Origin of the sequence: Synechococcus sp. A15-127, from assembly GCF_014280215.1 — a bacterium.
Lineage (GTDB): Bacteria > Cyanobacteriota > Cyanobacteriia > PCC-6307 > Cyanobiaceae > Parasynechococcus.
The window spans coordinates 137,025-157,025 of sequence record NZ_CP047948.1; the positions used below are offsets into that span (position 1 = coordinate 137,025).

The following is a 20,001-nucleotide window of genomic DNA, read 5'->3' on the forward strand; positions in this document are numbered from 1 at the left end:
TGATGTCCTTCGGGGCGCCGCTGCTGATCGCTGTGGCGGTGGTGGCGATGCAGCAGCGGCAGGGGACCGACCGATCCCACGCCCTGCCGGCGCTGCTGGTCGGATCCTGGCTGATCGTCAGCAGTGCCGCCGGTCGCCGTCGTCGACGCGCCAGGCTGCTGTCAGCTCTGCGCACCAGCCGGGCTGAAACCGACTGATTCCGATGACGTCCGCTCCCGACGACCAGCGCCCCGATCTTCCCGCCCTGCGGGACGCCATTTCCAGTGGTGATCCGGTGCGGGCGATGCCGGCCCTGACCCAGCTGCGGTTCTGCAGCGATGAGGAGGCGGTGCCGTTGCTGGTGTTGGGTACGGCACAGAAACCGTTCCTTGTGCGTTCCCTCAGTTGCAGCGGCCTCGGCTACAAGCGCACGGAGCAGGGCTGGCAGGTGCTGAGCCGCCTGTTGGTGGACGACGAGGATTCGAACGTGCGGGCGGAAGCGGCCAATGCTTTGGCCAGTTATGGCGTGGAGCGGTCCTGGCCTCTGCTGCGCTCCGCCTTTGAAGCAGATGACGCCTGGTTGGTGCGTTGCAGCATCCTTTCGGCGTTAGCCGAACAACCGGAGATCGATCTGAACTGGCTGTTGGATTTGGCCACTCTCGCGATCAAGGATGGCGATGGCACTGTGCGGGTCAGCGGGGCAGAAATTCTCGGTCGTGTCGTGCGGGATGGCGCTGATCAGCCCTTGGGTGATCAGGCCCGCGCCCTGCTCCAACCCCTCCAACAGGACGTTGATCACCGGGTGGTGGCATCGGCGCTGAATGGTCTGCAGGTCAGCTGATGCAGGAGCGGTAGCCCTCTGTGCTGAAGCTGCCTTTGCGGATTGAGGTGCAGATCTGCACGAAGAGATCCACGTTGTTCGCAAAGCGACCCTGATGGAGGTGAAAAACGCGGTCTGCAAAAACGCTGCCGATGCCATAGCTGCCGTAGTTGCCCAGGCGCCACAACCCTTCCCTGCTGGGGTGGTGGAAATGGCTGGGTACCAGGCTTTGTAGATCATTCCTTGTGCCTCGGCTTGCCAGCTGAGTTCTTCCATACAGCGTCCATCCACTGGCTGTGGTCGGCTCGCATGCGGTGTTGCCTGATTGGCAGTTGAAAGTGCTGGAAGACCGCAGCTTGTTGCTGTGGGATGCGTTCTTCGGCGTCAGGCCAGTTGAGGGAATGGATCTCGGCTTTTACAGACACCAATCGAACTTTCTTCCAATTTTCAGCAACACCTGCACGCATTTTTGTGACTGGACGCTTGCTAGTTTGCAAAAACCACTAGGGGTGCCCGGTCGTTCATCAACGACGCAGGGCTGAGATCACACCCTCCGAACCTGAACCGGGTCATGCCGACGAAGGGAAGTGAATCAGCGTGATCGCAGAGGCCTGAGCCAACCCCTGGACTGTCCATCGCACGATCGACTCATGCGCGCTTCCTGGGTGTCTCCCCGTCAGGGCCAGGCCAATGTGTCTCAACTGCACTACGCCCGCCAAGGCGTGGTGACGGAGGAAATGGCGTATGTCGCCAAGCGTGAAAACCTTCCCGAATCACTGGTGATGGAGGAGGTGGCCCGGGGGCGAATGATCATCCCGGCCAACATCAATCACACCAATCTGGAGCCGATGGCGATCGGCATTGCCAGCAAGTGCAAGGTGAACGCCAACATCGGCGCGTCGCCGAATGCTTCCGATGCAGAGGAAGAGGTGAAGAAGCTGAAGCTGGCGGTGAAGTACGGCGCCGACACGGTGATGGATCTCTCGACCGGTGGCGTGAACCTCGATGAGGTACGTACAGCGATCATTAACGCTTCACCGGTTCCGATCGGAACCGTTCCTGTGTATCAGGCACTGGAAAGTGTTCATGGCTCGATTGAAAAGCTCGATGAAGACGACTTCCTGCACATCATCGAGAAGCATTGCCAGCAGGGTGTCGATTACCAGACCATCCACGCGGGCTTGCTGATTGAGCACCTGCCCAAGGTGAAGGGCCGCATCACCGGCATCGTGAGCCGTGGTGGCGGCATCCTGGCTCAGTGGATGTTGTATCACCACCGTCAGAACCCGCTTTACACGCGGTTTGACGACATCTGTGAGATCTTCAAGCGCTACGACTGCACCTTCTCGCTCGGCGATTCGCTCCGCCCTGGTTGTCAGCATGATGCCTCCGATGCAGCGCAGTTGGCTGAGCTTCACACTCTGGGTGAACTGACACGCCGGGCTTGGAAGCACGATGTGCAGGTGATGGTGGAGGGCCCTGGTCATGTGCCCCTCGACCAGATTGAGTTCAACGTGAAAAAGCAGATGGAGGAGTGCAATGAGGCACCCTTTTATGTGCTTGGTCCTCTGGTCACTGATATCGCCCCCGGTTACGACCACATCACCTCAGCGATCGGTGCGGCCATGGCTGGCTGGCATGGCACAGCGATGCTCTGCTATGTGACTCCTAAAGAGCACCTCGGTTTGCCCAATGCCGAGGATGTGCGCGAAGGGTTGATTGCCTACAAGATCGCAGCACACGCTGCTGACATCGCCCGTCATCGTCCGGGTGCCCGCGACCGGGATGATGAACTAAGCCGGGCTCGCTACAACTTCGACTGGAACAAGCAGTTTGAGTTGTCACTCGATCCCGAGCGCGCCAAGGAATATCATGATGAAACACTCCCTGCAGATATCTATAAACAAGCAGAGTTCTGTTCGATGTGCGGTCCCAAGCACTGCCCGATGCAGACGAAGATTACAGATAAAGATCTTGAAGACTTGCAATCTGTACTGGAAGAAAAGATCGCGGTGCTTTAACTGCCTTAAAATACTTATTAGTTCTTGAAATGGGTGACTCCTCGCAGCCTAAGTTTTTAAAAGCAGTTTTTGCTAATTTGCAGATTGCAAATCCAAGAGAAGGCGCAAACTTGGCATTAATTACGGGAGCTGCTTTAGAAGGGCATTCATCAGATATGATTCAACTGCTTGAAACAGCAGGCTATAAAGTTTTAACGTCTGATGTCGAAGAAGGAAAGGGCGTAGATATTGTCTGGGATCTTCAATGTGCTCCGCCTGCGGAGCTTTTAGGAAAAGTTAACTTATTTGTTTCATGTAGTGTTTTAGAGCATGTCCCAGATGTAATCCTCGCGGCCAAGAATATCAAGAAGGCGATCTGTGTTGGCGGGATAATGTATTTATCTGTTCCTTGGGTGTGGCGCTATCATCGTTATTCAGATGACTATCATCGTTTTCATGCGAGCTCTTTAAATCAATTGTTCCCCGATTCTTCCGCAATCGCTAGAGCTTGGTCAACGTCTCCCGATTCAAAACTTTATAAGTTTGAGGAAGATCTTGATCAGAAATTGTCTCGAACAATTGATGGTGTCAAGTTTCTGCCCTATCTCATGTTGCACGAACTTAGAGTAATGTCGAAAGGAAAATGATTTTACTGATTTATGCCTGTAATTCTCATATCCCTTGGTTCTTGTAACTTAAACTGTGCCTTCTCTTGTTTTGCGTTTATAAAGCCTGCTGATGTCACTACTTTGATTAGTGAATCAGGGGTGTAAGCCCATTTGTGGCACATCAGGGGATCTTTCCAGCTTGGGTCGCCGTAAAGAGGCCACATAGACATTTGCCCATTCTGATCAGCTGATGATGCCTTGCTTGGATTTTCCAATAGCATTTTGCATGCATAGAGAAGATTGGGGCATTCAAGAATAATCTTTCCTCCAGGCTTCAGGATTCTTTTCCAGCTCGTTAGTAATGGAATGACTTCCCAGTAATAAAAGTGTTCAATCACATGTACGGCTAGTATTTCGTCAGCAATTGATGTTTTGATATTTCGTAAATCTCTAATATCGGCAACAATGTCAGGCTTTTTTTCTTTGCGCGCTGATACCGTGTCGATATTAATGTAGCCAGGCAAGATTTTGTCGCCACATCCTAAATTAAGTCGCACTGGGGCAACTGATTTTTCATGATTAGGTGTTGTGCTCAAGTCTTGATTTTCGATGTCGTGTTATCATAGCAAGACATATGTCGTTAGGTCATGAAAGGGCATGATATTGAGGTTTGGTCTGCTGGAGGCGACAGCTCTGTGAGCGGTAAGAGCTCACAAAAACACTTTGATGAATTTGCTTTAAATAAATTTGGGCGGATAATGAAATCTGCTGGCGTCGAAACGCTGAATTGCATGAAGTTAGCGCATTATTTACCTGAGTATCAAAGGCTTTTTACTAAATCGGATGGCTCAAAGGTTGATTTCTTGGAAATTGGGGTACAGCATGGCGGTTCATATAGGCTGTGGAAGAATTTCTTTGGTGAAGACTTGCTTCGTTGGACTGGAATTGATATTAATCAAAAGTGCCTGGCTTTAAATAATCAACTTGCTCCTGAAAAGGGGCTTGTTTACTGTGGCAGTCAGGCTGATCCTGTTTTCCTAGAAGATGTTGCGTCTCAGAGAGGTGAATTTGACATTGTTATTGACGATGGGAGTCATCAATCGGAGCATATTATTGCTTCATTTAAAACTTTGGCGAAACATGTAAGGGATGGAGGGCTGTATATTATCGAAGATGTCCATGCGTGCTACTGGAAGGGTTTTCGTGGAGATTCTGACTCTTCAAATGCGCTCTCCTATTTTCTTGGGTTGGCTCATTCCCTTAATGTCCAGGCGACTCGTCATGAAAGATGTTCCAAAAATTTGAGGCCAGATGAGCTCGTTACGCCTCCTGCATTGATTCGGAAAATAGAACTCCTTCCATCGATGATTGTCTGCCATATGGGAGCTCCGCTTCCAATGATCGAATGGAAAGCTGGAATGAAATCAGTTATTGCATGATTCCCTTTGATTGAAAATGTCAGGAATTTGCAATTGTGAATCTCTTTGTGTGCCGAATGATTGTGTAAATTAGATGATTTCAGGTCATTCTTTTTTATTTGTAGCTTTGAGTAAGTGTTTTGATGGCATCTCTCCACTTTGCTGCATTTGTGGATGGCGAAAATCTTTCCATGTGGCTTTTGCGATGAACTTCCCATTTGCGTGTCAGCCTTGAATATTGTTGGATTCCGGTATTTATTGTTTCGGAAAAATTTTCGCTTAGTAGGAGGAGTTTATTGAGCTCTTTGTAGCTTGGCAGGGGAGATGCTATGACCATGCAGCCCGCTTGGATGGAATCGACGGCTCTGTTGTGGCTGGCTGCAAGTTTTCGCTTGTCTTGAATATTCGAAGGAATAATTGCAATGTGTGCCCTGGTTAACTCAGAGGCCAGCTGTTTTGGTTGAGAATTGCTGTCCCATTCAATGCATCGTAGAGTCCAGTGCTTGCATTGAGGTAGTTCCTTGAGCTGCTCTTTTGCCTTGTTTTGGATTGCAGAATCGCTGAGGATGGTGAGCTCATAGTTGGCATGTGTGTTGCAGGATTGAAGTAGTCTGGGTAGCTCATCAAGCAGATACTGAGAGTTGGATGAGTGGCCAAACCAGATGATCCTGCATGGTTGATCAGGCTTGAATTCTCGGTAGGGCTGCTCTTCGATTTGCCAAGGGTCCTCGATGATCCACTCTTGGGCTGGATTTTTTAGATTAAGCCAGGGTTTGCCAAGTTGTTGCATGGCTTGGCAGGGATAAATCACGGCATCCGCATGCCACAACAGACTTCGATAGAGGCTCGCAACCGATGTTTTGGTTTGACCGGCAAGATTGTCGCTGTAGTTAACAAGAATGGGTACGGATCGGCTTTTTAAGATTGAAATCGCGGCTAGGTTGGCAAGTAAAATATTTTGTGCAAATGTTTCGTCGGGATGGCTGAGTTTGCCCACGATGCAGCAACTTGGATCTCCCAGTGCTTGAAGACAGTTTGGTTTTTCGGCGCGGACGTTGAGCGGTTTTGGTTGAAACCCCAGTTCGATCACAGCTTGTTTGGCTGGTTCGAGCTGAATGCGATTGGATGCCAAAAATGTTCCGGCGTTCCAAGCTGTATCACCCTGGCTTCCTGCAGGTGCTAGCGAGTGGATTAAAAATAGAGCGGACCTCTCTGGATCATTGTTCATGGTTGGGCAGCGTGTCTATAAAAAAACCCTCGCGCTGGCGAGGGTTTGAGGTGAATTTATAGATTGAGAATTTGATCAATTCAGCAGTGCTTTGGCCTTGCTCACCACGTTCTCCACAGTGAAGCCAAACTCCTTCAGGCAGGTTCCACCCGGAGCTGAAGCGCCGAAGCGGTTCATGGTCACGCTGTCGCCATCGAGGCCGATGAAGCGGTGCCAGCCGAAGGATTCAGCCGCTTCCACCACCATGCGCTTGCGCACGGCATTGGGCAGCACGTCTTCCTTGTAGGCGTCGCTCTGCTCGTCGAACAGTTCAACGCAAGGCATCGACACCACGCGCACCTTGCTGCCTGCTTCGCTGAGCTGCTTGGCGGCCTGCACGCAGAGGTCGAGCTCGGTGCCGGTGCCGATCAGGATCAGATCAGGGGTGCCATCGCAGTCTTCGAGCACATAGCCGCCCAGGGCCACTTTGTCGATCGAAGAGTTGGTCTGGTTGGCCATGCCCTGACGGCTGAGGCACAGGGCGCTGGGGCGCTTGCGGTTTTCAATCGCCAGCTTGTAGGCACCGCTGGTTTCGTTGCAGTCGCCAGGGCGGAACACCAACATGCCAGGCATGGCCCGCAGTGACGGGATGGTTTCGATCGGTTGGTGGGTGGGGCCGTCTTCTCCGACGCCGATGGAGTCGTGGGTGAGCACGTAGATCACACCCAGCTCACTCAGGGCCGAGAGGCGCATGGAGCCGCGCATGTAGTCGGCAAACACGAGGAAGGTGCCGCCGTAAGGAATCAAACCGCTGTCGTGATACGCGATGCCGTTGAGGATGGCCGCCATGGCGTGCTCGCGCACACCGAAGTGCAGGTAGCGCTTCTCGGGGCTTTCAGGCTGGTAGGAACCGGTCTCTCCCTTGATATCCGTGTAGTTGGAGTGGGTGAGGTCGGCGGAGCCGCCGATCAGTTCGGGCAGGTTGGGGCCGAGGGCACCCAAGCAGATCTGGGAATGCTTACGGGTGGCCAGACCCTTCTCTTCAGGGCCGGCGGTGGGCAGATCTTTGTCCCATCCCTGAGGAAGTTCGCCGCGGAGCATGCGCTCGAACTCGGCGGCTTCGCTGGGGTACTTGGTGCGGTAAGCCGCCAGGGACTGGTTCCACTCGGCTTCGAGGCTGGCGCCACGGTCGATGGCCTGGCGGTACTGGTCGTAGGCCTCCTGGGGCACCTCGAAGGGGCCGTAGTTCCAGCCCAGCTGCTTGCGGGTGAGCTCAGCCTCTTCCTCTCCCAGCGGTGCGCCGTGCACACCGGCGGTGTCGCCCTTGTTGGGGGAGCCGTAGCCGATGGTGGTGGTCACCTTGATGATCGAGGGCTTGTCGGTGACGGCCTTGGCGGCCTCGATCGCCTTGGCGATGGCATCCACATCGGTGTTGCCGTCCGCCACGTGCTGCACATGCCAGCCGTAGGCCTCATAGCGCTTCAGCACGTCCTCGGTGAAGGACACATCGGTGCGGCCGTCGATGGTGATGTGATTGTCGTCGTAGAGGGCGATCAGCTTGCCCAGCTTGAGGTGGCCGGCCAGGGAGCAGGCTTCCGAAGCGATGCCCTCCTGGTTGCAGCCATCACCCATCACCACGTACGTGTAGTGATCGACGATCTCGGCGTCAGCCTTGTTGAACTTGGCGGCCAGATGGGATTCGGCGATCGCCAGACCCACAGCGTTGGAGATGCCGGCACCCAAGGGACCGGTGGTCACCTCAACGCCGGGGGTTTCAAACGTTTCGGGGTGACCAGGTGTTTTGGAGCCCCACTGACGGAACTGCTTGATGTCCTCGATGGTGACCGAGTCGTAGCCGGTGAGGTGCAGCAGCGCGTAGATCAGCATGCAGCCGTGTCCGGCAGACAGCACGAAGCGGTCGCGGTTAAACCACTTGGGGTTCTTGGGGTTGTGCTTGAGGAACTTGTCCCACAGGGTGTAGCCCATCGGGGCACAACCCATGGGCAGGCCGGGGTGCCCGCTCTTGGACTTGTTGACCGCATCAACCGCCAGGAAGCGGATGCTGTTGATGCAGAGCGTGTCGAGAGAAGCGGGAGCAGCGACCATGGTGAATAGGGGGGAGTGCGTAAGAAATGCGTACGAGTTTGACCGATGACGTCGATGTCGCCGGTTACCTCATCTGTCGGATGGCCAGGCAGACGTTGTGGCCGCCGAAACCGAAGGAGTTGGACAGCACCGTGCCCAGTGTCTGATCCCGGGCGGTGTTGGGCACGACATCCAGATCACAGTCGGGATCTGGATTGCTGTGGTTGATCGTGGGGGGAACCACCCCCTGGCGCAGGGCCAGAACGCAGGCCACCGCTTCGATGCCGCCGGAGCCACCCAGCAGGTGGCCGGTCATCGATTTGGTTGAGCTCACAGGGATCTGCAGGGCCCGATCCCCGAGGGCGCTCTTGATCGCGGCGGTTTCGTTTTTGTCGTTCGCCGGGGTGCTCGTGCCGTGAGCGTTGACGTAATCCACGTCGGCGGGATCGATGCCTCCATCCATGAGGGCAAGACGCATCGCTTCGGCACCCCCCACGCCACCGGGACTGGGAGAGGTGATGTGGTGGGCGTCGCAGGTCATGCCGTAGCCGACGATTTCCGCCAGCACAGTGGCGCCGCGCGCTTCGGCGTGGGCCAGGGTCTCCAGCACCAGAACACCGGCCCCCTCTCCGATCACGAATCCATCCCGTTCGGCATCGAAGGGACGACTGGCGGTGGCGGGGTCGTCGTTGCGGAAGGACAGCGCCTTGGCACTGGCGAACCCGGCAACCCCGAGGGGGGTGATCGCCGACTCCGCTCCTCCGCAGACCATGGCGTCCGCCTTGCCCAGCTGTAGCAGCCGGAAGGCATCACCGATGGCATTGGAACCAGCGGCACAGGCGGTTGCCACCGCTGAGCTGGGTCCCTTCGTGCCGAGGGCGATCGCCGCCAGGCCCGTCGCCATGTTGGGAATCATCATCGGCACCGTGAACGGACTCACCCGTCCCGGTCCCTTGCCTTCCAGCACGTGGGCCTGCGTCTCCATCGTCAGCAGACCGCCGACGCCGGAGCCGATGATCACGCCGATGCGGTCAGCGTTGGCGTCGGTGATTTCGAGGCCTGCATCAGCAAGGGCCTGCTTGGACGCCACCACGCCGAATTTGCAGAAGCGATCCCAGCGCTTGGCTTCCTTGGGTTCGATCAGCCCCGTCGGGTCGAACGCCTTCACTTCCGCCGCAAAGCGACAGGCGTGAGCTGAAGCGTCGAAGAGTGTGATGGGGGCGACCCCGTTGCGACCTCCTATGAGGCCGCTCCAGTACTCCTCAACCGTGTTGCCGATCGGTGTGACCGCGCCGAGACCGGTGACCACGACGCGATGGAGACCCTCCACCATGCCGCTCCTCAGGCCTGCTTGTCTTCGATGTACTTGACGGCGTCACCAACGGTGGTGATGCCCTCAGCGGCTTCATCGGGGATTTCGATATCGAAGGCCTCCTCAAGGGCCATCACGAGCTCCACGGTGTCCAGCGAGTCGGCGCCGAGGTCGTTCTGAAAGTTGGATTCCGGCTTCACTTCGCCGGCATCGACGCTGAGTTGCTCCGCAACGATCGAACGCACTTTCTCGAGGATCGCTTCCTGGGACATGGGCCGTGGCAACGGGACGCTGCATCCTACGGGCACGCCTCTGGGGCGCCTGAGCCGGGCGTTAACAACGGTGACGGCCCAGCTCTGGGAGGGTGTCTTGGCGGGTACGTTTGGCACCAAGCCATCCATGAGCACCGGGCATGTCCCACGCCGTCAAGATCTACGACACCTGCATCGGCTGCACTCAGTGCGTGCGTGCCTGTCCTCTCGATGTGCTCGAGATGGTGCCCTGGGACGGGTGCAAGGCCGGTCAGATCGCCTCTTCGCCGCGCACCGAGGACTGCGTCGGCTGCAAGCGCTGTGAAACCGCCTGCCCCACCGACTTCCTCAGCATCCGCGTTTACTTGGGCGACGAGACCACCCGCAGCATGGGTCTGGCGTACTGATCGTCCCAACGTCCCTCTGAAAACCCCATAAGCTCTGCCCGGCCACAGCCGGGCTTTTTTGTATGTGCGGAATCGTTGCGTTGGTCGGTTCCCGTGAGGCGGCCCCACTGTTGCTGGAGGGCCTGCGCCAGCTCGAATACAGGGGGTATGACTCCGCCGGCATCGCCACGGTCGACTCCAGTTCCCTGGATTCAGGCAGCGGCGTGCTGCACTGCCTGCGAGCCAAGGGAAAGCTCGTCAATCTCACGGCTCGTTTCGACGAGCAGGGGGCTCCAGGACAGTGCGGTATCGGCCACACCCGCTGGGCCACCCACGGCAAACCGGAAGAGCGCAATGCCCATCCCCACCGTTGCTGCGATGGCGGTGTGGCGGTTGTTCAGAACGGCATCATCGAAAACCATCGCAGCCTGCGTGATGAGCTGCAGGCAACCGGGGTGGTCTTCCAGTCGGAGACCGACACCGAAGTCATCCCTCATCTGGTGTCTGCCGAGCTGAAGCGGCTCCAGGCGGGTGGTGGTCAGGCCGGAGGCCCCCTGCTGCTGCAGGCGGTGCAGGCGGTTCTGCCTCAGCTGCAGGGGGCCTATGCCCTGGCGGTGATCTGGCAGGACGCTCCCGGAGCTCTCGTGGTGGCCCGACGCGCCGCGCCCTTGCTGATCGGTCTGGGGGAGGGGGAGTTTCTCTGTGCCAGCGACACGCCGGCCCTAGCCGGTTTCACCCGCACGATCCTGCCGATGCAGGACGGCGAGGTGGCCTTGCTGACGCCTCTCGGGGTGGAGCTCTACGACGCCGAGGGGCAGCGGCAGCAGCGCATGCCTTCGGTTCTGTCCGGCACGGATCATGTGGCCGACAAGCGCCACTTCCGTCATTACATGCTCAAGGAGATCCATGAGCAGCCGGAGACGGCACAGCTCTGGGTGGCCCGTCATCTGCCGCAAGGCCTGGCACCGGAGACGCCTGTGGCGCTTCCCTTCGAAGATGCCTTTTATGCCGGCCTCGAGCGTATTCAGATCCTCGCCTGCGGCACCAGTCGCCATGCCGCGCTCGTGGGGGCTTATCTGCTGGAGCAGTACGCCGGGATTCCCACGGCGGTCCATTACGCCAGTGAATTCCGCTATGCACCGCCTCCGCTGGCTCCGCACACCCTCACGATCGGTGTGACCCAGTCCGGCGAGACCGCCGACACCCTGGCAGCTCTGGCCATGGAGGCGGAACGGCGGACGGCTCACGGCGACCCGGCTTTCGCACCGCGACAGCTGGGTGTTACCAACAGGCCGGAAAGTTCCCTCTCCCGTCAGGTGCCCCACATCCTCGACATCGGTGCCGGCATCGAGGTGGGTGTTGCCGCCACCAAGACCTTCCTCGGACAGCTGCTTGCCTTCTATGGCCTGGCGATGGCTTTTGCGGCCCAGCGCGGCAGCCGTTCGCCAGATGAGATCAAGGCCATGGCCAACGAGCTGCGCCAGCTGCCACAGCAGCTGCAGGAGCTTGTGGAGCTCCATGATCGCCAGTCCGAAGCCCTCGCCCATCGGTTTGCTGAAACCCAGGACGTGATTTTTCTGGGCCGCGGCATCAACTACCCGATTGCCCTTGAAGGGGCGTTGAAGCTCAAGGAGATCAGCTACATCCATGCCGAGGGCTACCCGGCCGGGGAGATGAAGCATGGTCCGATCGCCCTGCTGGATGCCCATGTCCCCGTGGTCTCCATCGCCGTTCCGGGTGCCGTCTTCGAGAAGGTGCTCAGCAATGCTCAGGAGGCCAAGGCCCGCGACGCGCAGCTGATCGGCGTGGCTCCGCAGGGTCCGGACACGGACCTCTTCGATGAGCTGCTTCCGGTCCCGGAGGTGAGCGAGTGGATCAGCCCGCTGCTCACGATGGTTCCGATGCAGCTACTGAGTTATCACATCGCCGCCCATCGCGGACTGGATGTGGATCAACCCCGCAATCTGGCTAAGAGTGTGACGGTGGAGTGATGCGATCCGATGACTGGCGTCATGTCGGTGGAGCTGAATCGAGGCCTGCCTCCACGGTCGCCAGGTCCGGCGCAGCAGTGATGCCATTCGCTCGAGGCGCCTTAGCGAGCGTCCAGGTGATCTGCCTGGCAGTGATGTTCGGACTGTCGGTGGTTCCGATCAGCTGGTTCTGGAGACGCGGCTGGTTTCAGAACTGGACCGGGATGCGCTGATCGCTGCGGCCGTAGCGGTCTTCGAAGCGAACGATGTCGTCCTCCCCGAGGTACGCGCCGCTCTGAACCTCGATCAGTTCCACAGGGATCTTGCCTGGGTTGGAGAGGCGATGACGGCACCCCAGGGGGATGTAGGTGCTCTGGTTCTCACCGAGCAGTTGCTGCTCGCCGTCGCGTTCCACCACGGCGGTGCCGCGAACCACCACCCAGTGTTCGGCGCGGTGGTGGTGCATCTGCAGCGAAAGGCTGGCCCCCGGTTTCACCGAGATGCGCTTCACCTGCCAGCGGCTGCTCTCCACCACGGAGGTGTAGTGGCCCCAGGGGCGGTAGATCTTGCGGTGGGCTTTCCCTTCCGGGCTGCCATCGGTCTCCAGCTGTTTCACCACTTTCTTGATCTCCTGTGCTCTGGCGCGGTCGGCGATCAGCACAGCGTCATCGGTCTCCACCACCACCAGGTTCTCGACGCCCAGACCCACCACCAGTCGGTGCTCGCTGCGCAGGTAGCAGTTGCGGCTGCCTTCGCTGATCACCCGGCCCTGCAGCACGTTGCCATTCTCATCCCGGTCTGAGGTTTCCCACAGAGCACTCCAGCTGCCCACATCACTCCAGCCGGCATCGAGCGGAAGCACCGTCCCGAGTTCGGTTTTTTCCATCACCGCCACATCAATGGCGATGTTCGGACATTTCGCGAAGGCTTCTCGCTCGAGCCGCAGAAAGTCCAGATCCGCAGTGTCCTGCTCGAGGGCTGCCCGGCAGCAGCTCACCACCTCCGGTGACAGGCGTTCCAGCTCCGCCAGCATCGCGCTGGCCCGGAACAGGAACATGCCACTGTTCCAGGTGAAGCGTCCCGTGCTCAGGAAGGTTTCCGCCGTGGCCCGGTCGGGTTTCTCCACGAAGCGGGCGATCGGTACATCCTGAAGCGGGCCGCCGGAGAAGGGCTGGGCGGCTTCGATGTAGCCATAACCCGTTTCCGGTGCCGTCGGCACGATGCCGAAGGTCACCAGTCGTCCTTCCTCCGCCGATCGCCGGCCCGCTTCCACCACCTCACGGAAGTGGCTGGCATCGCGGATCACGTGATCCGCGGCCAGCACCAGCAGCAACGGATCCGCGCCATCCGCCGTCGCCTGCAGGGCCGCCACGGTCACCGCCGGGGCCGTGTTCCGTCCCATCGGCTCCAGCAGGATCGCGTTCGGTTCCACATCGATCTGGCGCATCTGTTCGGCCACGATGAATCGGTGGTCTTCGTTGCAGATCAGCAGCGGCGATCCGAGGCCGTCGAGGCCATCCAGTCGTTGCTGGGTCTGCTGCAGCAGGGTGGACTCACAATCGCCGCTGAGAGCCCAGTACTGCTTCGGGTAGCTGGCGCGCGACAGCGGCCAGAGACGGGTCCCGGTTCCGCCACAGAGGATGACCGGTATTAGTGGGGTGGCCGCCAAGACATCCGCTCATCGAGGGTCTAAGGATCGCCTGATGCCGGGTGCTTTGTCGACTGGAGGATGGGTTCACAGCTCCAGCAGCCCCGGTGGCGGCGTCAGCAGCAGCCAACCTTCCTCCGCAACCACGCGCGGCACGATCGCCTCCACGAACGGCACCAGCACCCGGCGTTCATCGTTGAGCTCGATTTCCAGAAGATCGTTGCCTCCGCTGATCAGATCCGTCACCCGCCCGATCGCTGGCCCCTGCGGTTCGAGGCGGGCTTCCAGATCAACCAGATCGAGCAGGTGGAATTCCCCCTCCTCCAACTCCGGCCGATCGTCAGCGGGTACCAGCAGCTCACGGCCCACCAGGGCCTCCGCGGCAGCGCGATCGTCCACTCCTTCGAAATGCACCACGAACAACGACTTCCCCGGCAGTTGGCGACCGCGGAGCAGGGCGACTTCCTGGCGATGGCCCCCCGCACCTGCCTTGAGCCAGCGGGGTCCAGGGCGGGTGAAGCGTTCCGGGAAGTCGCTGCTGGGATTGATCCTCAGGTCTCCCTGCAGCCCCTGGGCTCCGACAACCCGTCCCACCATGAGCCACTCCTCGCTGTCATCCATGCAGTGGTCGATCGCTCTGCTGATAATGGCGTCAGACCAAACCGTGCCCGATCCATGGCGAGCGCTGCAGCCCCGATCCTCCCTGGCTCCACGGTCACCGTTGTGGATGTGACGTCGATCTACAACGGTTACACCGGCTTCGTTCAGCGGATCAGTGGTGATCGAGCTGCAGTGCTGTTCGAGGGTGGTAACTGGGACAAGCTGGTGACGCTTCGGCTGAGGGATCTGAAGCCCGCCTGATCGATATGGCCGTTCCGCGACGTTTGCGCTCCCGACTGAGAACGGTCGTTCTGGAAGCGGGCACACCGGCAGGAAAGCTCTACAACATCATTGTTTTCGGGGCGATTCTGCTGAGTGTTCTGGCTCTGATGCTGGAACCGGATCCCTTTGGCAATACCGCCCTGCGGCAAACCAATGTGGCCTGGATCGATGCGATTCAGAACATCTGCCTGGCCGTTTTCTCGGCTGACTTCTTCTTGCATCTGTATGTGAGTGAACGGCCGAAACGGTATTTCTTCAGCTTCTACGGGCTGGTTGATTTCACAGCAGTGCTGTTCTTCTTCGTGCCGCAGGTGCGCAGTGAAATTCTGCTCTGGGTGTTCAAATTCGGCCGAATTCTGCGTGTTTTCAAGTTGCTCCGTTTTGTCGACGAAGCACGGGGCATGGGGCAAGCCTTGCGCAGTAATGCCCGCACGATTGCGGTGTATCTGTTCTTCGTCGTCATGCTGCAGGTGGTGCTGGGCTATTTCATCTTTGTGATTGAAAGCGTCAATCCAGACACCCAGTTCAAGACTGTGGCGAATGGCGTGTACTGGGCCATCGTCACCATGACGACCGTCGGCTACGGCGACTACGTTCCCCAGACATCTCTGGGACGGTTGTTGGCTTCGGTGGTGATGCTGCTCGGATTCGGCATCATCGCGATCCCCACTGGACTTCTGACTTATTCAGGACTAAAGAGCAGACGATCAGAGAATAAGGATGAGCAGTGCGGTATCTGCGGTCGTCAAGGGCATCGAGAAGATGCAGTTCATTGTGATTTCTGCGGCTCTGTTTTGACTGATCATTGTGCGTCTAACCGTTGAAGACAATTTTTTGCCGCAGACTGCTCAGCTTCTTTGCGAGAGCGGCCCCAGCCTTCTCCTTCAAGTTGCTCCGAAACAATCACAATGCTTCTGAAGCGTAGATCATCTCCATGTAGTTTTGATTGCTCAATTGTAGTGTAATTAGGAAGTCCTAATTGGTGAGATTGGCTCCATTCTTGTAGCGCTGACTTGCAATTAAAGTGGTATGGATTCTGAAGGAATTTTTTAGCCGTTATTTCCCATTCGGCCTTAAATAGTAAAATTATATTTTTGGTCGTTTGCTGCCTAATGTAAACAGCTCCTGCTACAGCTTCAACCATCTCAGCCCTGATAGTTTTAATTGCAGTCACGTCATGCATGGCATCTGAACCTTTCAATATTAGTTCATCAATATTCATGATTTTACCAAAATTCGCTAGCCATGAATCGCTTACCAATTGTGACCTCAGGGAAGACTGCTGGCCTACATCCATTGTTGGGTAACCGTTGCGGATGAATTCACTGGCGGCGAGCCTCAGAACGGCATCACCGAAAAACTCCAGTTGTTCATGGTTGTAGTGCTTCTTTACAGAGGAATGAGTTAAAGCTTCAAGAACTAATGCGTCACTTGAAGGCAAAAGATTAGAAATCTCAAGAAATTCATGGATCGACGAGAACGATTTTATTGGGAGCTGCGTCATCATTCAAGGTCAGGCTTCTTTGCTTAATGTCTTTAATCTAAAACCTTCCCTGGCAATCGCATCACGACGCCCAATGCCGATCCAGGAATCAAACAAACTGCCAATATCAATCGCAATCCCACCTTTAGACTTTGCAACTTTACAATAGTGCTTGCCGAGGTAACCTGCTGAAACTAAGAAGAGGTGTTTTTTGCTTTTAACGTTGATCTTGCGCTGAATCTTCCTATACATAATCGGGTAATGTGGCTTGCTGGTACGCATAAATGTTGAGTGGCCTGGAATTTGAATGTGATCTATGTTTTCGATTCCGTAGGTGTCTCTCAGTTGTTTTGATGCTGAAGTATGTGAAATGACTGTTATGAACTCTGAAGCCTTTAATATTGGTTCAATGAGTCCAAGTTTGTGAAGGCGAAGAAAGATGAATGTGTCAGGAACAAAAGTCCTGGCAGCGAACACTCTTGTATATAAGTTTGCGTATGCTGCCGCGACTCTAGGGTTGAAAAGTTTTTCGCAAATTGGATCATTGAATCGAATGATGCTTGGAGCGCAAACAATATCGGCTGTTTTAATCGATTCTTCAAGTAAATTTTTTAAGTAAAATGTACCAGATATTGTTGGTTGATAGGGGTATTTTTTTGCCAGCATTTTGAGGCATTTTTTCCCGAATTGATAGTTTAAGCATTCGCTCACTATCTCATTTATATCAAAGATGTGTGGAAACCCAAGTAGTCGACCTTCCCCATCTCCAAGTCGAATAACTGATAGAGGTTTACCAGTATCAATTGCATCTAGTATTACTTGTTGCAGTTGGGAACAGATTTGTGGACTTGAGAAAGCGTGCGGGGGAGAGCTGCTTAATGCTGCATTTAAAACAGCAATCTTTTTTGAGTCTTCATATGAAATTGGGGTGAGAATCGCTTTTGTGAGATTCTCAGAATAATTTGGTGAATATGGGAGTGCCGAAAATGATTGCAATCCATTTCCATGGATGGATGTGGATGGGTAATAAATGGGATGATCGTGGAATGTAAGTTCTAAGTCAACGGTGCCTTCGCGACATTCACGTTGAGATAATGATATTTCGAACGTGGCCTGAAAAAATCCCTTGGATGAGATAAAGATTTCGAAAATAACTGTTTCTGATTTTGATATCTGTGCCCATTTATTAATGCTGCTTGATTGTGCTATTTTGAGTTCCAGTGTGCATTTAAATCTTTTACTTGTTGTTCTTGGTATTTGGATATTATAAGGCATTGTGTTTAAGCTGCGTTTATAAAATAGGGGATAAAGTCGCAGAGCCTTTGGGCACTTATGCGATTTGGTTGAACATTGAAGATTCCCATTCTGCCAATAGAATATTCCTTAGCAAAAACCTCTTCGATGACATGATACTGTGGCCTATCCAGATAATCATCAAATAGAATAGTTACTGGCCTTTTGGTCATCGTTGCGCTGGCAATAAAACAAGCAACACGAAAACGACCATCAATTAAAATAGTATCTGGCGCATAATTCATTGTTTGCCATGGAAGAAGAGCATAAGACGGAAACTTCTGAAAATTTTTCCCTGATTTTAGCGGATGTCCCCATTCTTTGGTGGGCCCGATATCGGAATAAATTCCTCTGAAGTTACTTATTAAATCAAGGCTGACTAAGTATTCTTTGAGTCGATTTAGCCACTCTAGATCGGATTCGACAGCGGCGAGTTGTTTTTTTAAGGATAGTCCAAGCACAGAGGATCCTCCCGATCCATATTCGAGAATACCTTCAGCTCCTGAATATTTAGCTTCCAGAAAATCTATGATTTCAGGTGAGAAAGTAAGTTCAAACATGGTTTTTAAATTTTAATTATTATTCTTATTGTAGCATAGGCTATTGACTCTTTGCAGTAGTGGTGGCTTGAAGAAAATAACGCTTAGAGAGTCTTGACCTGTCGACTATTAGTTTGTCTGGTTGGTAGGGTTTTATGCACGCTCTGTGTTTGAAATGCTTGAAAGGATCTATTTGATGCCTGCAATCAGATTTTGCATAAGGTGTGATCAGTGAGCATGGCGACTTTCAGGCAGTATGGCTATTGTTAGTTGTTGCTTTAGTAGATGGTTGTAAGATTTAATTGTAGTTTCAAATGGTTCGTGGAGGGACAGTGGTCCGACAGGATTGGTTTGAATGCTTCCCTGTTGCGATCAGCAGTGCGGGGATATTTTGCGCCGGAGAAGACTTCTTTGACTTTGTTTATTTATTAATTAGGTTGAGGTAAATAGGGACTGTTGACTTGAAGATGACTGCAAGGTTTGGCCCGGACCAATCTTCGGAACAGCTAGCCCTTGTATGCATGCTTCTAATTGTTAACTGTGGGCTGAGTAGTCGAATTTTGAACTTTATGTTGTGGCTTGGCAATGGATGCGAGCATGTTTTGGTGTGGGTTGAATGCTGGCGATAGGTTTGATTGCTACTAGAAAAGAGATTGCAGCAGCGCTTCGATTGCTTCGGATTTGCTAAATAGATTTTCATGGCTTGCCTTCACCATGTTTGAAGGGCCAGATCAGCACTAACCTAACTATCTGAGTTGAGTCGATTGTTCAAGCTTGTCATATGCAGGAATTTAGAAATCACGGGCAATCTATCCCCTGGCGATATATTTGCCTCCACTTGCCGATACCGCAAGAATGTCACTCGAATTTTCGATAAGTTTAGTTATGTGGTTGAAGTTTTGAAAATCTCTTCGGTGCTGATTTCGTCGGACGCTCTAGACTTTTGAGGATTGCGGCTGAGATATTTGATACCTGGGCCAAATGAAGCTGTTTGTTTGTGGCGTCATAGGTTTTGCGAAGGGCTCTCGTATTTTTGCATCAAATTTTGCATAGCGCTTTGTATGGATCCGGTCAAATCGGAAAAGGAGCAGTAAGTAATATCATAGTTAATAAAATTTGTTGATTAACCCTGTATTTGCATCTGTTGCGAATTAGTGAAAGCAGGACATAAGCCGGGTTCTGTTCACACCTCCAAGGAGGGTGGGCGGTTATCTATCTGGGGCCGACGTCTCCGCCGGCCTCGAGCGGCGCGTTCAGACGGAACGGGGCCAATGGCCAGCCGTCGTTCCTTGGCCTTGCTCCCAGCCGGGGTTTACCGAGCCAGCACCTCTCGATGCTGCTGGTGCGCTCTTACCGCACCTTTGCACCCTTGCCTGTGCCTGGGGGAGGTCCCCACGGGGCCATCGGCGGTGTGTTTCTGTGGCACTCTCCTCACGGTCACCCGCACTGGGCGTTACCCAGCAAGCCTGGCCATCGGGGAGCCCGGACTTTCCTCAACCGGATCCGGTGGGATCCGATTGCAACCACCTCGCCTGCTTTCAGTCTCCATCATGCCCCGTGGGCATAATTTGAGGGTCCAGGGCTTTCGGTCCCTGGGGCTGTAGCTCAGCCGGATAGAGCGACGGTTTCCTAAACCGTAGGTCGTGGGTTCGAGTCCCGCCAGCCCCGTCACGTGCCTCATCTCGCTGTAATCACCGCTACATCTGGTGGGGTGGATTGATCGCGCACCACCGCTAGGGTTGGGCCAACAAGGTGGCTGCCATGACCCAGCTCCACGATCTCCGTCTTCGCCTGCTGGTGCAGCAGGAAAGTGAGCGGATCGCCGATTCCCAGCAGGCGGATCTCGATCTCTCTGTGGTCCAGGCCCGTTGCCTGTGCTGGCTTGCCCTTTTGGCTGAAGCCCATGAGGATCAGGCCAGCGATGCTGAACGTCGCGGCGACACCGAACAGGCCATGGGCTGGTTCGCCGATTCCATGCGGCTCAGGGATGTGATCCAGGTGGTGTCGTCCATCGAGATTCCTTTGCCTGGAACCCTTGAGGATGATGAGAAGGATGCCGACGACAGTGCTGATCCCCTCGCGGCCTGACGGATGCCATGATGTGGAATGTGTAAGAGGTC

At 55.1% G+C, this 20,001-nt stretch carries 22 protein-coding genes, 1 tRNA gene, 1 other RNA gene and 1 riboswitch; of the genes, 12 read left to right on the forward strand and 12 right to left on the reverse strand.

Going from position 1 to position 20,001, the window contains the following annotated elements:
* Positions 1–2 precede the first annotated feature (2 nt).
* On the forward strand, positions 3–197 hold the full coding sequence (locus SynA15127_RS00700; protein ID WP_255475525.1) for a DUF3188 domain-containing protein: 195 nt from the start codon (positions 3–5) through the stop codon (positions 195–197).
* Positions 198–202: 5 nt separating this feature from the next.
* Positions 203–820: a HEAT repeat domain-containing protein gene (locus SynA15127_RS00705; RefSeq protein WP_186484614.1), complete on the forward strand. Its 618-nt coding sequence runs from the start codon at positions 203–205 to the stop codon at positions 818–820.
* On the opposite strand, the gene SynA15127_RS00710 is transcribed toward SynA15127_RS00705, so the two are convergent.
* Positions 813–986 (reverse strand): hypothetical protein, encoded by a 174-nt coding sequence (locus SynA15127_RS00710; protein WP_186484615.1) that lies wholly within the window; start codon positions 984–986, stop codon positions 813–815. The genes SynA15127_RS00705 and SynA15127_RS00710 overlap by 8 nt on opposite strands.
* A gap of 308 nt (positions 987–1,294) precedes the next feature.
* Positions 1,295–1,402, forward strand: a riboswitch (TPP riboswitch).
* A gap of 47 nt (positions 1,403–1,449) precedes the next feature.
* Here SynA15127_RS00710 and thiC point away from each other — a divergent pair.
* Together thiC and SynA15127_RS00720 are read left to right on the forward strand one after the other, a co-directional pair.
* The gene (gene thiC / locus SynA15127_RS00715) at positions 1,450–2,820 is read left to right on the forward strand and encodes a phosphomethylpyrimidine synthase ThiC (protein ID WP_186484616.1); all 1,371 of its coding nucleotides are present in this window, start codon (positions 1,450–1,452) and stop codon (positions 2,818–2,820) included.
* Between the two features lie 29 nt (positions 2,821–2,849).
* The gene (locus tag SynA15127_RS00720) at positions 2,850–3,446 is read left to right on the forward strand and encodes a hypothetical protein (RefSeq protein WP_186484617.1); all 597 of its coding nucleotides are present in this window, start codon (positions 2,850–2,852) and stop codon (positions 3,444–3,446) included.
* A 2-nt stretch (positions 3,447–3,448) separates the two neighbouring features.
* On the opposite strand, the gene SynA15127_RS00725 is transcribed toward SynA15127_RS00720, so the two are convergent.
* Complete coding sequence (locus SynA15127_RS00725; RefSeq protein WP_186484618.1) at positions 3,449–4,003, reverse strand: methyltransferase domain-containing protein; 555 nt, start codon at positions 4,001–4,003, stop codon at positions 3,449–3,451.
* Positions 4,004–4,054: 51 nt separating this feature from the next.
* On the opposite strand from SynA15127_RS00725, the gene SynA15127_RS00730 reads away from it, so the two are divergent.
* On the forward strand, positions 4,055–4,846 hold the full coding sequence (locus SynA15127_RS00730; RefSeq protein ID WP_186484619.1) for a class I SAM-dependent methyltransferase: 792 nt from the start codon (positions 4,055–4,057) through the stop codon (positions 4,844–4,846).
* Between the two features lie 94 nt (positions 4,847–4,940).
* Here SynA15127_RS00730 and SynA15127_RS00735 read toward each other — a convergent pair whose 3' ends face one another.
* The 4 genes from SynA15127_RS00735 to acpP form a co-directional block, all read right to left on the reverse strand.
* Positions 4,941–6,053 carry a hypothetical protein gene (locus SynA15127_RS00735; protein WP_186484620.1) on the reverse strand — a complete coding sequence of 371 codons (1,113 nt, stop codon included), beginning with the start codon at positions 6,051–6,053 and terminating at the stop codon, positions 4,941–4,943.
* 75 nt (positions 6,054–6,128) lie between these two features.
* Positions 6,129–8,138, reverse strand: coding sequence for a transketolase (gene tkt, locus SynA15127_RS00740; protein WP_186484621.1), 2,010 nt, complete (start codon positions 8,136–8,138; stop codon positions 6,129–6,131).
* A gap of 64 nt (positions 8,139–8,202) precedes the next feature.
* A complete protein-coding gene (gene fabF, locus SynA15127_RS00745) occupies positions 8,203–9,450 on the reverse strand; it encodes a beta-ketoacyl-ACP synthase II (protein WP_186484622.1) in 1,248 nt (415 codons plus the stop codon).
* 8 nt (positions 9,451–9,458) lie between these two features.
* Entirely contained in the window at positions 9,459–9,701 is a 243-nt protein-coding gene (gene acpP / locus SynA15127_RS00750) for an acyl carrier protein (RefSeq protein WP_007099572.1), read from the reverse strand.
* Between the two features lie 140 nt (positions 9,702–9,841).
* Between acpP and psaC the strand changes: the two genes are divergently transcribed.
* From psaC to SynA15127_RS13450, 3 genes are all read left to right on the forward strand, one after another.
* Positions 9,842–10,087, forward strand: coding sequence for a photosystem I iron-sulfur center protein PsaC (gene psaC, locus SynA15127_RS00755; RefSeq protein ID WP_006850103.1), 246 nt, complete (start codon positions 9,842–9,844; stop codon positions 10,085–10,087).
* Positions 10,088–10,149: 62 nt separating this feature from the next.
* The gene (glmS, locus tag SynA15127_RS00760) at positions 10,150–12,057 is read left to right on the forward strand and encodes a glutamine--fructose-6-phosphate transaminase (isomerizing) (RefSeq protein ID WP_186484623.1); all 1,908 of its coding nucleotides are present in this window, start codon (positions 10,150–10,152) and stop codon (positions 12,055–12,057) included.
* Between the two features lie 80 nt (positions 12,058–12,137).
* On the forward strand, positions 12,138–12,269 hold the full coding sequence (locus SynA15127_RS13450; protein WP_255475526.1) for a hypothetical protein: 132 nt from the start codon (positions 12,138–12,140) through the stop codon (positions 12,267–12,269).
* On the opposite strand, the gene SynA15127_RS00765 is transcribed toward SynA15127_RS13450, so the two are convergent.
* Both SynA15127_RS00765 and rimM read right to left on the reverse strand, forming a co-directional pair.
* Complete coding sequence (locus SynA15127_RS00765; RefSeq protein WP_186484624.1) at positions 12,245–13,705, reverse strand: mannose-1-phosphate guanylyltransferase/mannose-6-phosphate isomerase; 1,461 nt, start codon at positions 13,703–13,705, stop codon at positions 12,245–12,247. The genes SynA15127_RS13450 and SynA15127_RS00765 overlap by 25 nt on opposite strands.
* A gap of 66 nt (positions 13,706–13,771) precedes the next feature.
* A complete protein-coding gene (rimM, locus tag SynA15127_RS00770) occupies positions 13,772–14,305 on the reverse strand; it encodes a ribosome maturation factor RimM (protein ID WP_186484625.1) in 534 nt (177 codons plus the stop codon).
* A gap of 54 nt (positions 14,306–14,359) precedes the next feature.
* On the opposite strand from rimM, the gene SynA15127_RS00775 reads away from it, so the two are divergent.
* Both SynA15127_RS00775 and SynA15127_RS00780 read left to right on the forward strand, forming a co-directional pair.
* On the forward strand, positions 14,360–14,545 hold the full coding sequence (locus tag SynA15127_RS00775; RefSeq protein WP_186484626.1) for an NAD(P)H dehydrogenase subunit NdhS: 186 nt from the start codon (positions 14,360–14,362) through the stop codon (positions 14,543–14,545).
* A 5-nt stretch (positions 14,546–14,550) separates the two neighbouring features.
* Entirely contained in the window at positions 14,551–15,390 is an 840-nt protein-coding gene (locus SynA15127_RS00780) for an ion transporter (protein ID WP_186484627.1), read from the forward strand.
* On the opposite strand, the gene SynA15127_RS00785 is transcribed toward SynA15127_RS00780, so the two are convergent.
* The 4 genes from SynA15127_RS00785 to rnpB all read right to left on the reverse strand — a co-directional run bounded on the left by SynA15127_RS00785 (position 15,369) and on the right by rnpB (position 19,421).
* Entirely contained in the window at positions 15,369–16,070 is a 702-nt protein-coding gene (locus SynA15127_RS00785) for a ribonuclease III domain-containing protein (RefSeq protein ID WP_186484628.1), read from the reverse strand. The two genes, SynA15127_RS00780 and SynA15127_RS00785, sit on opposite strands and share 22 nt — an antisense overlap.
* Positions 16,071–16,079: 9 nt before the next feature.
* Positions 16,080–17,324 carry a hypothetical protein gene (locus tag SynA15127_RS00790; RefSeq protein ID WP_186484629.1) on the reverse strand — a complete coding sequence of 415 codons (1,245 nt, stop codon included), beginning with the start codon at positions 17,322–17,324 and terminating at the stop codon, positions 16,080–16,082.
* A gap of 5 nt (positions 17,325–17,329) precedes the next feature.
* Entirely contained in the window at positions 17,330–17,902 is a 573-nt protein-coding gene (locus SynA15127_RS00795) for a hypothetical protein (protein ID WP_186484630.1), read from the reverse strand.
* Positions 17,903–19,033: 1,131 nt separating this feature from the next.
* Positions 19,034–19,421, reverse strand: an RNA gene (rnpB, locus tag SynA15127_RS00800) — RNase P RNA component class A.
* Between the two features lie 54 nt (positions 19,422–19,475).
* Between rnpB and SynA15127_RS00805 the strand changes: the two genes are divergently transcribed.
* Positions 19,476–19,549 (forward strand) — tRNA-Arg (locus SynA15127_RS00805).
* A gap of 93 nt (positions 19,550–19,642) precedes the next feature.
* Complete coding sequence (locus tag SynA15127_RS00810; RefSeq protein WP_186484631.1) at positions 19,643–19,969, forward strand: hypothetical protein; 327 nt, start codon at positions 19,643–19,645, stop codon at positions 19,967–19,969.
* Positions 19,970–20,001: the final 32 nt, after the last annotated feature.

Coding starts and splice junctions, on each gene's coding strand:
- rimM (WP_186484625.1), bottom strand. CDS start 14,305: ATGGATGACAGCGAGGAGTGGCTCATGGTGGGACGGGTTGTCGGAGCC.
- SynA15127_RS00780 (WP_186484627.1), top strand. CDS start 14,551: ATGGCCGTTCCGCGACGTTTGCGCTCCCGACTGAGAACGGTCGTTCTG.
- SynA15127_RS00810 (WP_186484631.1), top strand. CDS start 19,643: ATGACCCAGCTCCACGATCTCCGTCTTCGCCTGCTGGTGCAGCAGGAA.
- fabF (WP_186484622.1), bottom strand. CDS start 9,450: ATGGTGGAGGGTCTCCATCGCGTCGTGGTCACCGGTCTCGGCGCGGTC.
- glmS (WP_186484623.1), top strand. CDS start 10,150: ATGTGCGGAATCGTTGCGTTGGTCGGTTCCCGTGAGGCGGCCCCACTG.
- SynA15127_RS00720 (WP_186484617.1), top strand. CDS start 2,850: ATGGGTGACTCCTCGCAGCCTAAGTTTTTAAAAGCAGTTTTTGCTAAT.
- SynA15127_RS00735 (WP_186484620.1), bottom strand. CDS start 6,053: ATGAACAATGATCCAGAGAGGTCCGCTCTATTTTTAATCCACTCGCTA.
- thiC (WP_186484616.1), top strand. CDS start 1,450: ATGCGCGCTTCCTGGGTGTCTCCCCGTCAGGGCCAGGCCAATGTGTCT.
- SynA15127_RS00790 (WP_186484629.1), bottom strand. CDS start 17,324: ATGCCTTATAATATCCAAATACCAAGAACAACAAGTAAAAGATTTAAA.
- acpP (WP_007099572.1), bottom strand. CDS start 9,701: ATGTCCCAGGAAGCGATCCTCGAGAAAGTGCGTTCGATCGTTGCGGAG.
- SynA15127_RS00795 (WP_186484630.1), bottom strand. CDS start 17,902: ATGTTTGAACTTACTTTCTCACCTGAAATCATAGATTTTCTGGAAGCT.
- SynA15127_RS00785 (WP_186484628.1), bottom strand. CDS start 16,070: ATGACGCAGCTCCCAATAAAATCGTTCTCGTCGATCCATGAATTTCTT.
- SynA15127_RS00700 (WP_255475525.1), top strand. CDS start 3: ATGTCCTTCGGGGCGCCGCTGCTGATCGCTGTGGCGGTGGTGGCGATG.
- SynA15127_RS00775 (WP_186484626.1), top strand. CDS start 14,360: ATGGCGAGCGCTGCAGCCCCGATCCTCCCTGGCTCCACGGTCACCGTT.
- tkt (WP_186484621.1), bottom strand. CDS start 8,138: ATGGTCGCTGCTCCCGCTTCTCTCGACACGCTCTGCATCAACAGCATC.
- SynA15127_RS00730 (WP_186484619.1), top strand. CDS start 4,055: ATGAAAGGGCATGATATTGAGGTTTGGTCTGCTGGAGGCGACAGCTCT.
- SynA15127_RS13450 (WP_255475526.1), top strand. CDS start 12,138: ATGCCATTCGCTCGAGGCGCCTTAGCGAGCGTCCAGGTGATCTGCCTG.
- psaC (WP_006850103.1), top strand. CDS start 9,842: ATGTCCCACGCCGTCAAGATCTACGACACCTGCATCGGCTGCACTCAG.
- SynA15127_RS00705 (WP_186484614.1), top strand. CDS start 203: ATGACGTCCGCTCCCGACGACCAGCGCCCCGATCTTCCCGCCCTGCGG.